The organism is Pseudomonas sp. RP-B7 (genome assembly GCF_059803535.1).
The window spans coordinates 44,036-57,075 of the sequence record NZ_JAPFHC010000022.1 but is presented as its reverse complement, the minus strand read 5'-3'; the positions used below and the strand labels follow the sequence as shown (position 1 = coordinate 57,075).

The window sequence follows — 13,040 nt, the reverse complement described above, 5'->3', positions numbered from 1 at the left end:
CTTCACCTGTTGTTTTGTTCTGTAAAAATCATCGGTTGGATACAAATCCCTGGGGCGGCGGAGATCAACATGTGGGAGCGGGATTGCTCGCGAATGCAGTGTGTCAGTCACCGAATACATAGCTGATACACCGCATTCGCGAGCAAGCCCGCTCCCACATTATTAGTCCGCGTACACCCACATACTTACTTCCACCAGTACTCGACCTGCACACCAAAGTTCGACCCATGCCGCGCCGTACCGTACGAGCCGGTGTCGGACAACGCCGACCCTGCCGCCAGCTCATTCGCCGCGCGCTTGGCCGCTTCGTTCCAGGTTGCATAGGTGTAGTACAAACGCACTTCCGGGCGCGCCCAGAAATCCGGGCCTTTGGGTGACCAGGTCGGGGCAAAGGTAAATTTGCTCAGCTTGCGCGTGCCGCCACTGGCATCGACCTGATCATGGCCAAGCTCGGTGACCAGCTTGAACTGCTCGCTGATGGCATACGCCGGACGCACGCCGACAGACATCCAGGTCTGGTCCTGGCTGCCGGGGCGAATGTCTTTCTGGTACACCGCCTCGATCTGCCCGCCGAAACGCGGAGTCACCTGCCAGTCGAAAAACTCCACGGCGCGATAACTCTTGCTGCTGTTATCCAGGAATGTACTGCCGGTGTAGCCGAGCCCGGTGCCGGGGCCTTCGCCGTACTGCAAGGCGAACTTGTTCTTGCCGCCCAGGAAAGGTTTTTGCACGTGCTGCGCGGTGAGCGCCCAGCCGCTGTTGGTGTCGCGCCCACCGGCTTTTTCGATGTAGCTCAAGCCCAGTTCCAGCTCACCGCCAGGGTTGGTCTTGAAGCCGGCAACGTTGAAGTCGTGACGGGTGGCGTATTCCTTCTGGTACAGGTTGTCCTTGCGGGAAATCGCATAGCTGTACTTGAGGTCGCCGATCAGCACGTCCTCGATACCGCCGCCCGTGGCGCTCTGGTTCCAGTAGTAGAAGTCGGAGATATGGATGTCGTTACGCTTGTAGTAACGCCGCCCGGCCCAGATCGAGCCGCCGTTGAGGCTGGGCAGGTTGGACCACTGCGCATACATCTGCGGCATGCGCGCCGAGCCGTTGTTCTCGCCCTGGAACTTGAGCTCGCGATCGTACTTGTTATAGAGCGAGGCCATGGCATCAACGCTGAGCACCGAGCCGTCGTCGAGGGTCAGCAGGTCCTGGCGCAATTCCAGCTCGGCGTATTGTTCGCATTCGTTTCCCAGGCGGTACTTGGATTGCGCCCCCGGCAATTGGAAGCATTGTTGCGGACCGCTGCCTGTTGAAGTGCCTGCGCCGCTACGCAGGTAACCGGCAAATTCCAGCGCCTGCGCGCCGAAGGGCAAGCCCAGGCAGGACGCAACGAGGCCCAGTTTTATTGTTGTTTTCATGACGCACTCCGAATTTTTATTATGGTTTTTGCAGCGCCCCGTGCTCCCACACGGGGTTACAGCGGGTCTCAGTCCTTGAGGTGCAGCACAAACGATTCGTAGGGGCGCAACACCACCGTCGCGCTTCGCTGCGGGCAGTCGGGGTAGTTGCTGATCAGCAGGCGTTGCTCGGTCGCCGCGTTGAGCACGTTGTCAGGCAGTTGGATTTCGCAGGGTTTGCCGTAGAAGTTGTTCAGCACCAGCAGGCGTTCGCCGTGACCTTCGCGCAGGTAGGCCCAGACCTGGAGATGGTCTGGCAACAGTTGGCGATAGACGCCGTGCTGGATCAGCGGCTCGTGGCGACGCAAGGCGATCAGCGCACGGTAGTGATGCAGCACCGAATCCGGGTCATCCAGCTGGCATTCGACGTTGATCGTCGAGGCATTGGCCGCAATACCAATCCACGGCTCGCCGCTGCTGAAACCGGCGTTGGCCCCGGCATTCCACTGCATCGGCGTACGCCCGTTGTCCCGCGACTTCTGCATGATCGCAGCCATGCTCACGGCTTCGGACTCGCCCGCATCGCGCTTGAGACGGAAGATATTCAGGGTCTCCACATCACGGTATTGCTCGATGCGGTCGAAGCCCGGGTTGGTCATGCCCAACTCTTCGCCCTGATACACGTACGGCGTGCCCTGGAGAAAGTGCAGCGCGGTGGCGAGCATCTTGGCCGAGACCACGCGGTGTAAACCGTCGTCACCAAAACGCGAGACCACGCGCGGCTGGTCGTGGTTACACCAGAACAGCGCATTCCAGCCGCCACCGGCCTGCATACCCAGTTGCCAGTCGGAAAAAATCTGCTTGAGCTGGAGGAAATCGAAGTCGGCCTTCACCCACTTCTGCAGGTTCGGGTAATCGACTTTCAGGTGATGAAAGTTGAAGGTCATCGACAGCTCTTTCGACGCTGGATTCGAATAACGAATGCAGTGTTCCAGGCTGGTGGACGACATCTCGCCGACGTTGATCAGGTCGTGGCCTTCGAAGACTTCGCGGTGCATTTCCTGCAGGTACTCGTGCACGTTCGGGCCGTCGGTGTAGAAGCGACGGCCGTCGGTGTTGTCCTCGGGGAAATCGGCGGGCTTGGAGATCAGGTTGATCACGTCCAGGCGGAAACCGCCGACGCCCTTGTCACGCCAGAAGCGCATCAGCTTGAACACTTCGGCGCGTACCTTGGGGTTGTCCCAATTGAGGTCGGCCTGGGTGTGGTCGAACAGGTGCAGGAAATACTGGCCGGTTTGCGCCTCGTACTCCCAGGCCGAGCCGCCGAACTTGGATTCCCAGTTGTTCGGCTGGTCGCGCCAGATGTAGAAGTCGCGGTACGGGTTGTCGAGGCTGCTGCGTGCTTGCTGGAACCACGCGTGCTCGATGGAGGTGTGGTTGACCACGATGTCGAGCATCAGCTTGATGCCGCGCTTGGCGGCTTCGCTGATCAGCAACTCGCAGTCGGCCATGGTCCCGTAGCTGGGGTCGATGGCGTAGTAGTCGCTGATGTCGTAGCCGTTGTCGCGCTGCGGCGAGCGCAGGAACGGGGTGATCCACAGGCAGTCGACGCCCAGCCATTGGAGGTAGTCGAGTTTGTCCACGATGCCCAACAGGTCACCGGTGGCGTTACCCGCGTGGCTGTGGAAGCTTTTGGGGTAGATCTGGTAGATCACCGAGTGTTGCCAGTTTTGCATGGGGGCTCCTTGAGTAGAGTTTGGTGCTGGCTTTGAGGGCCTCTTCGCGAGCAAGCCCGCTCCCACAGGGGAATGCATTTCAAAGGAGGGAGCGGGCTTGCTCGCGAAGGCGATAGATCAGGCGACGCGATAACCCGGCCGGACAATCTTCATGCTCAACCCACAGGTCAGAACAAACGGCACCACGATCGCAATCACCATCCCGATCACGAAACTGGGGATGTACTGCGGAATGATCGAGATAAACCCAGGCAAGCCACCGACCCCGATGGCTGACGCCTGCACCTTGTTCAGCGACAGGAAAATGCTGCCCAGCGCCGAGCCCAGCAGCGCGGCGTAGAACGGAAACTTGAAGCGCAGGTTCACCCCGAACATCGCTGGCTCCGTGATGCCGAAGTAGGCGGAAATCGCCGAGGTGGACGCCATGCTTTTGTCCCGCGCATTGCGGGTCATGTAGAACACCCCAAGCGCGGCGCTGCCTTGGGCCAGGTTGGACATGACAATCATCGGCCAGATAAAGGTGCCGCCCTGGGTCGAGATGAGTTGCAGGTCCACGGCGAGGAACATGTGATGCATGCCGGTGATTACCAACGGCGCATACAGCAGGCCGAAAATCGCCCCGCCGACCATCGGCGCCAGGTCGAACAGGGTGACTACGCCTTCGGTGATCAGGATGCCGAGGTGGCGGGTCACCGGGCCGATGATCGCCAGGGCCAGCACGCCGGTGACAACGATGGTGGTGATCGGTACGACGAGCAGTTGAATCGCGTTGGGCACCCGCGCCCGCAGCCATTTCTCGATGACACTCATCACATAGGCGGCCATCAGGATCGGCAGGATCTGCCCCTGGTAGCCGACTTTTTCAATCTTGAACCAGCCGAAAATATCGAAGTACGGCAGGCTCTGGCCGTCGAGGCCGGCGACAGCTTTACCGTAGTTCCAGGCATTGAGCAGGTCCGGGTGCACCAGCATCAGGCCCAGCACGATGCCGAGGATTTCACTGCCGCCAAAGCGCTTGGCCGCCGACCAACCCACCAGCGCCGGCAGGAACACGAACGAGGTGTTGGCCATCAGGTTGATCAGGCTCCACAGGCCATCCAGGTTCGGATACGCCTCCAGCAGCGTCTTGCCCTCGATGAACATGCCCTTGGCACCCATCAGGTTGTTCACGCCCATCAACAGGCCGGCGATGATCAGCGCGGGCAGGATCGGCATGAACACATCGGAGAACACCCGCACCAGGCGCTGCATAGCGTTGGTCTTGTCGGCGCCTTTTTTCTTCACGTCGGCGATGGTGGCGGCGGCGAGGCCGGTCTGTTCGCGCAGGGCGGCGTAGACCTTTTCCACTTCGCCGGGGCCGATGACCACCTGGAACAGGCCGCCGGTGAAGAACGAGCCCTTGACCAGATCAACCTGGTTCAGCGCACTGCCGTTGACCAGGCTCGGGTCCTTCAACGCCAGGCGCAGGCGGGTCACACAGTGGGCGGCTTGCTCAAGATTGTCGCTGCCACCGAGGTGTTCGAGGATCTCGCGGGCAATGTTCGAATAGTCGTGGCTCATGCTTGGTTTCCACTTTGGTTTTTTTTATTGGGGGGCAGTCATTGGCAGCACGCCGAGGGCAAAAGTACTCGTCTGTACGAGTTAAAGCAACAACTCGTACAGACGAGTTACAAAAAGTTTATTCGGTGTAGGACCCGACTCACTGTAGGTCGAATGGACAAACCCCACCCATGCCACTAAGGTTCCTGCCTGAACGCAAAGGCACAGAGCCATCCCCATGAGCAAATACAACCAGATCTATACCGATCTGCTTGCCAGCATCACCACTGAACGCCTGCAACGCGGCACGCGCCTCCCCTCCGAAACCGAACTGATGCACAGCTACCAGGCCAGCCGCGGCACCGTGCGCCGGGCTATCGAGCAGTTGCAGGAGCGCGGCTTTGCGCAAAAGATCCACGGCAAGGGCACCTTCGTGCTGTCGCCCAACCCGATTGAATTCCAACTGGGCGGCATCGTCAGCTTCCATGAAACCCACGCCGACCTGGGCGATGACGTACGCACCGACGTCGTCGAGTTCACCCAGTTCCCGCTGGAAGGTTCACTGCTGCAACATATCGAAGCCGAACCCGGCACTCTGATCACCCGCATCAAACGGGTGCGGCGCATCGGCGGCAAACGGGTGATCCTCGACATCAACCATTTCGTCGCCGAGCTGATCCCCGGCCTGGACCGCAGCATCGCCGAGCAGTCGATCTACGCGTTTATCGAACAGACCCTGCAACTGCAAATTGCCTACGCCCAGCGCACCATCGAAGCCCTGCCCCGCAGCAAGGACGACCAGGCACACCTCGACCTCGAAGGCCAAAGCCATGTGATCGTGGTGAGCAACCAGACGTTTTTGCAGGATGGGCGGCAGTTCGAGTACACCGAGTCGCGGCATACGTTGGATAAGTTTTACTTTTCGGATATTGCGCGGCGGTGAGTATCAACCGGGGAGATCACTGCCCAGCGATACTCTTGGCCAGCCCTGCCGCCCACGCTGCAGTCATCTTCTCCCCGACCACCGCAAACTCTGGGTGAGTGCTTTGATACGCTGAAAGCTCTGCCATCGCGCGAGTCATGCCTTCTTGCACTCTGGCGAGCAGTTCGTTGCAGCGCGCCTCAGACAAACTGCACGAACTGCGTCCGAACTGGACCAACATCTTGCGCTTGGGCCAAGCCTTCGAACCGCCGAGCAGCAACCCCATGATGTCGTTGCTGCTGTACACGGTGGTGGTCACCAGATCGTAAGCTGGTGCTAGCCAAACGTCCGCGTCCTCGGCGCAACTCTCATACAACACGCCGTAGTTTTTCAGGTGTGCATCACCGTTCTGGATGCCCGCAGAAAGCGCCACCATCAAGAAGAAGTCTTCCAGCGTTCTGGCGATACGGTTGGGCGTGACAAATGATCTGATCAGCTTCGCGCATCCCTGGTAGCTGCCGTCGTATTTCTTCGCGGTTCCCCATCCAGATAACACACACATATCCTCAAATCCGAGGTAGGCGTTTTCACCGACATCGAACCGTTTCACCACCAGGAGTTTCCCTTGCTGGCTGAGCTGGCACTCAGGCACCTCAAGGCCACAATGGAATGCAGCCCGCATGCAGAAAAACTCATTGGCCGCCAATTGTGGGAAGTCAGATTCGTTGAACGCCTTCACCAAGTGCGTTGCGCCCCGATGGGTGAGACGCTCAATGCCGGGAGCCATGTCGTCAACGTCGCGTACCAGTACCTTGGGTTGAACACCCGACACCCCCGAGTAGGCGGCGTAGGTTTTCAGAAGGTCATCGAACAGGTCTTTGGCGCCGTCATAAACCAACAGTTCGGAAAGCTTGACCTCAGGCAGTGACTTGCCCCCTGCGTCATGGGCAACACTGATACGACCCAGTTGATGCGGGCCCACAATGCCCAGCAGCGCAAAGTCGTCAAAGCCGCGCACTGACTTGCTGAAGCGCCGCACAAGCTCGTCCTTGAGATGCCCCTCGGGGATGTGCATCTCGAACAGAGGATGAACCCCATACTCCCAGTTGTAACTCTCCAGGCGCACCGGCATGGTCAGGGAAACAGCATTCTCTTCGCCGACAGTGTCGTTGTACGAAAAAACCGAATCGCGTCGGTCTTCCTCACTCCGTCCGAGCATTCCAGCCGGCACACCGCCTGCACCGATATACAGCCGCTCACTTTGACTCGTCATGGATGTTTCCCGATTTCAGCTCATCAAGGGTCTTGCGCCGACGCATGGGAATGGCAGCCAACTCATACCCCAAGCCCTCAAGAATCGCTGCGACTTTTCGAATACCCACTTCTGGAATGGTATTGTTTTCAATCCCCGAGATGGTCGCCCGGCTCATGCCATGCCGTTGCGCGAGCTGGCTCTGAGAAAGACCGGCGGACTTGCGGAGCTTCTTGATCAGTATTCCTAAATCGTCCATACCTAAATGCATCCAATGCAATGCAAAATTAAATAATATTACGTTAATGCACCCTATACGATGCACTTAAAGTTGAATAGTCCTTTACTCGCGTACGGCTGTTACTTGAGCGTTTACACACCAGAAACACAAACCTGCGGCCAAGCAGGCTGGTATAAAAACGTAGCCTGGCGAAGCAGCTTGTTACTGTTCAGATACGCAGCCACCTGACAAACAGATACGTCCATACGTAGAATGCGATCGTGGCTATGGAACACCTTCCTTCTAACCTCCTATGACCTAGGGGTTTCGCTCTCCACACTGCGCCTGCTTCTTGCAGGCGTTTTTACATCATCTGTAAAACAATGCTGCAACTCGTCTACGACGGCGGCCAAGGGAGAAATACAAGCATGAATCAGGAGCTGTTCCTGCGTCGCCGTAGCAAAGTGCACGTTCCGATGGGCACTGGCGGTGCCACGCGCGCTCAGGTCGCGTCGGCTGTCCGGGAAGTCGCGGTATTCCGATGCGTACTATCAGAGCCTCTGATTGAGCAAATCGGCTTGTTGTCAGCGACAGAACTCAAGCACTGGATGCACGAAATTGTCGGAGTCCTGCGTCGGCAAACTGGCGCTCATGTACACCACAAGCCATTTTATCCTGACTTTCCAGAGCAGGTGCTGAAGGCCGAAGAGGCGGAGTTGTACCTTAACGCCGTCATCCACTGCCTCACGCTTTGGCGTTTACCACCGTCTGAACATGCTCGACCTGCGATGCTTGAAGGCAACTTCATATCCCGCGTTATCGAGCCGGGAAGCGTCTCTGAGTTCGAGTCATTGCTCGAACCACTGGTTTCATCGCGCACCTCACTCTCCGAAGAAGAAACTGCCGATGTCGTCTGGTTTATCCAAGCGTACAAAAGCGATGTGTTTCGCCTGCTGCCTGAAGCCGTCCCGTTCCGGGAGATCCGTGCCCAGGTTGGCGGCGCACTTGTTCTGCACGTAGCTGGCGATGTACGGGTGAAAGCATTCCTGGAGCGGAACGTCGAAACGGTCACCGACGTGCTACGACTCGCGGTCGCGCTGAACGGAGGAGACGTATCACTGACGACAGCGTCGACACGTTTTACCGCGATGAAGCGCTCAACGCGCCGTCTGCTGTTGCGCCTGCTCGACCAAGCACCCAACACTGTAGAAGACGTGATGCGCCATGCTGAGCGCTGGAAGCGCCTGGCTGAAGTACTGCATCCGGGCGACTACGCCGATAAGTACCCACGAGCGCTAGCCGCCATCACGGCAGCACGTCGCAACGAAGCGCCAGCCTCATTTGGATCACGTGTCGAAACATTGTTTGCCCAGCGTGACATCACCACGCTTACGCCCCTACTACAGAGCCGTCCTGGTGAGTTCGCACGACGGATGGACGCGACACTGCGACGCGCGACGGAACCAGAGTCGGTTCTCGACGCGTTCGAGGCGGTTGCGACACAAGTGTCCTCACCTGTCCTGCTGCAGTTACTGGCCCAAGTAAGTGCGCCGCGCCCCCTCCCCTTGCGAGCCTTCACACCGAAAGGTGCATTGGCCAAAGTCTATGGCATCAAGGATCGACGCGAACCCCTCGCTCATGACGTGTTGGCTCGTGCAGCCAGTATCTGTGAGGACGCTCTCGTAACGCGTTTTGCGTCGCTACCGCCACTAGGCCGCTGTTTCATCGATCCAGCATTGCGTGATTACAGGGTGCCGCTGGCGCAGCGCGCCTCATCAAAGTCGCTACGTACGCTTGTGCGGGGCAGTCGGTTGCCTATGCCTGACACACGCTTCATTCGCCTGTTCCTGTGGTGGAAGAACGGCCGTGGACGCACGGACATTGACTTGTCCGCCGCATTTTTCGACGCCAACTTCGTGTTCAAACAAGCGCTTGCGTACTACAACTTGAAAGATTTCGGCGGCTACCACAGCGGCGACATCGTCGACGCGCCGGAAGGGGCTTCGGAGTTCATTGACCTCGACCTTGATGTCCTCGTCGAGAAGGGTATCCGCTATGTCGTCACTTCAATCAACTCATACACCCAGCAGCCGTACTGCGATCTTCCAGAATGCTTCGCAGGCTGGATGGCCCGCGCCGACACGGCATCGGGTGAAGTCTTCGAGCCGCGCTCCGTGTTCGACCGTATCGATATCGCATCCGATACAGCGATCTGTCTGCCATTCGTGATGGACTTGCAGGAACGACGCATGATTTGGGCCGACCTGGGGCTCACGTCATCTGCGCGATGGAACAACGTCGAGAACAACCTCAGTGGGGTATCGTTGATGTTGCGAGCCTTGGTACATACACCAAGGCCGGACTTGGAGACCTTGTTCGATCTACATGTTCAAGCACGGGGAGAACGAGTAGCTTCGCCGCAGCAGGCCCAGGCGGTGTTTGCGCCTGATCAAGGGATAACACCGTTCGATACGGATTTGATTCGATCACAGTTTCTCTAATACCTGCGCCAGCCTGTGCCGATCGTTGAAAACGTCAATGTCTTACTTTTCGGATATCGCACCGCCGTAAGGCCAAACAGAGATCAAATGTGTGGCCTTATTGCGATGCAGGCCCTAGGTATCAAGTCATACCAAGGTGATGCCATCGCAGGCAAGCCAGCTCCCACAATTAGATCAGTTGTATTTGATTTACCTTATTCCAAAATACAAAACCCCGGCACTAGGCCGGGGTTTTGTCATTCAGCATTCACCTGCTAGCGCAGGATCATTCCCACTCAATCGTCGCCGGCGGCTTGCTCGACACGTCATAAGTAACGCGCGAAATGCCTTCGATCTCATTGATGATACGGCCGCTGACAGTTTCCAGCAGTTCGTATGGCAGGTGTGCCCAACGGGCGGTCATGAAGTCGATGGTTTCTACGGCACGCAGGGCCACGACCCACGCGTAACGACGGCCATCGCCTACAACGCCAACGGATTTCACCGGCTGGAACACCACGAACGCCTGGCTGACCTTGTGGTACCAGTCGGCCTTGCGCAGTTCTTCGATGAAGATGTGGTCGGCGCGACGCAGCAGGTCGGCGTATTCCTTCTTCACTTCACCAAGGATACGCACGCCCAGGCCCGGGCCCGGGAATGGGTGGCGGTAGACCATGTCGTACGGCAGGCCCAGTTCCAGGCCCAGACGGCGCACTTCGTCCTTGAACAGTTCGCGCAGCGGTTCTACCAGCTTGAGGTTCATCTCCTCAGGCAGGCCACCCACGTTGTGGTGGGACTTGATCACGTGGGCCTTGCCGCTCTTGGCGCCGGCCGACTCGATCACGTCAGGGTAGATGGTGCCCTGGGCGAGGTACTTGATGTTGTCCAGTTTGTTGGACTGGGCATCGAACACGTCGATGAAGGTACGACCGATGATCTTGCGCTTCTTCTCCGGGTCGGACTCGCCGGCCAGGTTGTTGAGGAACTGATCTTCAGCGTTGGCGCGGATCACCTTGACGCCCATGTTCTCGGCGAACATGGCCATCACTTGCTCACCCTCGTGCAGGCGCAGCAGGCCGTTGTCGACGAAGACGCAGGTCAGTTGGTCGCCAATGGCTTTGTGCAGCAGGGCTGCTACCACGGAGGAGTCAACGCCGCCGGACAGGCCCAGCAGTACGTTGTCGGTGCCGACCTGGGCGCGAACCTGGGCGATGGCATCTTCAGCGATTTTCGACGGGGTCCACAGGGCTTCACACTCGCAGATGTCGAGGATGAAGCGCGACAGGATGCGGCCGCCTTGCTTGGTGTGGGTCACTTCCGGGTGGAACTGCACGCCGTAGTAACGACGCTCGTCGCTGAACATGCCGGCGATCGGGCAGCTCGGGGTGCTGGCCAGGATGTGGAAGTCTTCCGGCATCTTGGTGACCTTGTCACCGTGGCTCATCCACACGTCGAGGCCGAACAGGCCGTCGGCGTCAACGTGGTCTTCGATGCCGTCCAGCAGGCGGCTCTTGCCGACCACGTCGACACGGGCGTAGCCGAATTCACGCAGTTCGGAACCCTCAACCTTGCCGCCCAGTTGCTCGGCCATGGTCTGCATGCCGTAGCAGATACCGAAGACAGGCACGCCCAGGTCGAATACGGCTTGCGGGCAGCGCGGGCTGTTGGCTTCGTGCACGGACTCGGGGCCACCGGCGAGGATGACGCCTTTCGGTGCGAATTCGCGGATCGCTTCGTCGTCCATGTCGAACGGATGCAGTTCGCAGTACACGCCGATCTCACGCACGCGGCGGGCAATCAGTTGGGTGTACTGGGAACCGAAGTCGAGGATCAGGATGCGGTGGGCGTGAATGTCGAGGGCCATGGGGATCAGTCTCGTCTATGCAATTCAGGTGAAGAGAATCAGAAACAACTCGGGGCTGAAAACAGCCCCGGTTACTTAACGTATGCAGAAAGCATCAACCTACGCGGTAGTTTGGCGCTTCCTTGGTGATCTGCACGTCGTGGACATGGGATTCAGCCATGCCGGCGCCGGTAATCCGTACGAACTCTGGCTTGGTGCGCATTTCTTCGATGTTGGCGCTACCGGTGTAGCCCATCGAGGAGCGCAGGCCGCCCATCAGTTGGTGGATGATCGCGCTCAGGGTGCCTTTGTAAGGTACACGGCCTTCGATGCCTTCCGGAACGAGCTTCTCGGCGCCTGCCGAGGAGTCCTGGAAGTAACGGTCGGAAGAGCCTTGTGCCTGGGACATGGCGCCCAGCGAACCCATGCCGCGGTAAGCCTTGTACGAACGACCCTGGAACAGTTCGATCTCGCCTGGCGCTTCTTCGGTACCGGCGAACATCGAGCCCATCATCACGCAGGAAGCACCGGCAACGATGGCCTTGGACAGGTCACCGGAGAAACGGATGCCGCCGTCGGCGATCAACGGAACGCCAGTGCCTTCAAGGGCAGCAGCAACGTTGGCGATGGCGCTGATTTGCGGCACGCCCACACCGGCAACGATACGGGTGGTGCAGATCGAGCCAGGGCCGATACCGACCTTGACCGCATCCGCGCCCGCTTCGGCCAGGGCCTTGGCGGCAGCGCCGGTGGCAATGTTGCCGCCGATCACTTGCACTTCAGGGAAGTTCTGCTTGACCCAACGCACGCGGTCGATCACGCCTTTGGAGTGACCGTGGGCAGTGTCGACCACTACCACGTCAACGCCAGCCGCCACCAGCGCGGCAACGCGGTCGCCGGTGTCTTTACCGGTGCCGACGGCAGCGCCAACGCGCAGACGACCTTGGTCATCCTTGCTGGCCAGCGGGTAAGCCTTGGCTTTTTCGATGTCGTTGACGGTCATCATGCCTTTGAGGGCAAATTTGTCGTCGACGATCAGCACGCGCTCGATGCGGTGCTTGTGCAGCAGTTCGCGCACATCGTTCTTGTCGGCGCCTTCCATGACCGTGACCAGGCGCTCTTTAGGCGTCATCACTTCACGGACGGTGACTTCAAGACGGTTTTCGAAACGCACGTCACGGGAAGTGACGATGCCGACCAGGTCGCCATCATGCAGCACCGGAACACCGGAGATGTTGTGCAGGCGGGTCAGGTCGAACAGGTCGCGCACGGTGGCGTCGGCTTCGATGGTGATCGGATCTTTCACCACGCCGGCTTCGTAACGCTTGACCTTGCGCACTTCGGCAGCTTGCTGCTCGATGGTCATGTTCTTGTGGATGATGCCGATGCCGCCTTCCTGAGCCATGGCGATTGCCAAACGGGCTTCAGTGACGGTGTCCATGGCAGCGGAAACCAGTGGAATATTCAGCTCGATGCCACGGGTTAGGCGGGTCTTGAGACTGACTTCGTTAGGAAGCACCTCGGAATAACCGGGCACTAAAAGAATGTCGTCGAATGTCAGAGCTTCTTGGCTGATACGCAGCATCGCGGGGGCTCCCGAGCGGGAAAATGGAAGCGCGCCATTATACTCATGCACCCCACCGGGCTCAATGTAAAACTCTGA

The 13,040-nt window shown here is 58.8% G+C and carries 9 protein-coding genes; 2 read left to right on the top strand and 7 right to left on the bottom strand.

Annotated features, from left to right (window positions below):
- Positions 1–185 precede the first annotated feature (185 nt).
- From OPU96_RS19515 to treP, 3 genes are all read right to left on the bottom strand, one after another.
- Entirely contained in the window at positions 186–1,406 is a 1,221-nt protein-coding gene (locus tag OPU96_RS19515) for a maltoporin (protein ID WP_498559525.1), read from the bottom strand.
- Positions 1,407–1,474: 68 nt separating this feature from the next.
- The gene (gene treC, locus OPU96_RS19510; RefSeq protein WP_305391478.1) at positions 1,475–3,121 is read right to left on the bottom strand and encodes an alpha,alpha-phosphotrehalase; all 1,647 of its coding nucleotides are present in this window, start codon (positions 3,119–3,121) and stop codon (positions 1,475–1,477) included.
- A gap of 117 nt (positions 3,122–3,238) precedes the next feature.
- A complete protein-coding gene (gene treP / locus OPU96_RS19505) occupies positions 3,239–4,681 on the bottom strand; it encodes a PTS system trehalose-specific EIIBC component (protein WP_192299548.1) in 1,443 nt (480 codons plus the stop codon).
- A gap of 217 nt (positions 4,682–4,898) precedes the next feature.
- Here treP and treR point away from each other — a divergent pair, with 217 nt between their 5' ends.
- The gene (gene treR / locus OPU96_RS19500; RefSeq protein WP_192299549.1) at positions 4,899–5,603 is read left to right on the top strand and encodes a trehalose operon repressor; all 705 of its coding nucleotides are present in this window, start codon (positions 4,899–4,901) and stop codon (positions 5,601–5,603) included.
- Positions 5,604–5,619: 16 nt separating this feature from the next.
- Here the strand turns inward: treR and OPU96_RS19495 are convergent, their stop codons facing one another.
- Both OPU96_RS19495 and OPU96_RS19490 read right to left on the bottom strand, forming a co-directional pair.
- Positions 5,620–6,855 (bottom strand): type II toxin-antitoxin system HipA family toxin, encoded by a 1,236-nt coding sequence (locus tag OPU96_RS19495; RefSeq protein WP_226456309.1) that lies wholly within the window; start codon positions 6,853–6,855, stop codon positions 5,620–5,622.
- Entirely contained in the window at positions 6,839–7,093 is a 255-nt protein-coding gene (locus OPU96_RS19490; protein WP_226456310.1) for a helix-turn-helix domain-containing protein, read from the bottom strand. The genes OPU96_RS19495 and OPU96_RS19490 overlap by 17 nt, the downstream gene beginning before the upstream one ends.
- A 389-nt stretch (positions 7,094–7,482) precedes the next feature.
- Between OPU96_RS19490 and OPU96_RS19485 the strand changes: the two genes are divergently transcribed.
- Positions 7,483–9,555: a TerD family protein gene (locus OPU96_RS19485; RefSeq protein WP_498559524.1), complete on the top strand. Its 2,073-nt coding sequence runs from the start codon at positions 7,483–7,485 to the stop codon at positions 9,553–9,555.
- A gap of 265 nt (positions 9,556–9,820) precedes the next feature.
- Here OPU96_RS19485 and guaA read toward each other — a convergent pair whose 3' ends face one another.
- The gene (gene guaA / locus OPU96_RS19480) at positions 9,821–11,398 is read right to left on the bottom strand and encodes a glutamine-hydrolyzing GMP synthase (protein WP_016977685.1); all 1,578 of its coding nucleotides are present in this window, start codon (positions 11,396–11,398) and stop codon (positions 9,821–9,823) included.
- Positions 11,399–11,492: 94 nt separating this feature from the next.
- Positions 11,493–12,962 carry an IMP dehydrogenase gene (gene guaB, locus OPU96_RS19475; RefSeq protein ID WP_192299551.1) on the bottom strand — a complete coding sequence of 490 codons (1,470 nt, stop codon included), beginning with the start codon at positions 12,960–12,962 and terminating at the stop codon, positions 11,493–11,495.
- Positions 12,963–13,040 lie beyond the last annotated feature (78 nt).

Bases quoted from the DNA above. Each gene is read 5' to 3' on its own strand.
- OPU96_RS19515 (WP_498559525.1), bottom strand. From the start codon at position 1,406: ATGAAAACAACAATAAAACTGGGCCTCGTTGCGTCCTGCCTGGGCTTG.
- treC (WP_305391478.1), bottom strand. From the start codon at position 3,121: ATGCAAAACTGGCAACACTCGGTGATCTACCAGATCTACCCCAAAAGC.
- treP (WP_192299548.1), bottom strand. From the start codon at position 4,681: ATGAGCCACGACTATTCGAACATTGCCCGCGAGATCCTCGAACACCTC.
- treR (WP_192299549.1), top strand. From the start codon at position 4,899: ATGAGCAAATACAACCAGATCTATACCGATCTGCTTGCCAGCATCACC.
- OPU96_RS19495 (WP_226456309.1), bottom strand. From the start codon at position 6,855: ATGACGAGTCAAAGTGAGCGGCTGTATATCGGTGCAGGCGGTGTGCCG.
- OPU96_RS19490 (WP_226456310.1), bottom strand. From the start codon at position 7,093: ATGGACGATTTAGGAATACTGATCAAGAAGCTCCGCAAGTCCGCCGGT.
- OPU96_RS19485 (WP_498559524.1), top strand. From the start codon at position 7,483: ATGAATCAGGAGCTGTTCCTGCGTCGCCGTAGCAAAGTGCACGTTCCG.
- guaA (WP_016977685.1), bottom strand. From the start codon at position 11,398: ATGGCCCTCGACATTCACGCCCACCGCATCCTGATCCTCGACTTCGGT.
- guaB (WP_192299551.1), bottom strand. From the start codon at position 12,962: ATGCTGCGTATCAGCCAAGAAGCTCTGACATTCGACGACATTCTTTTA.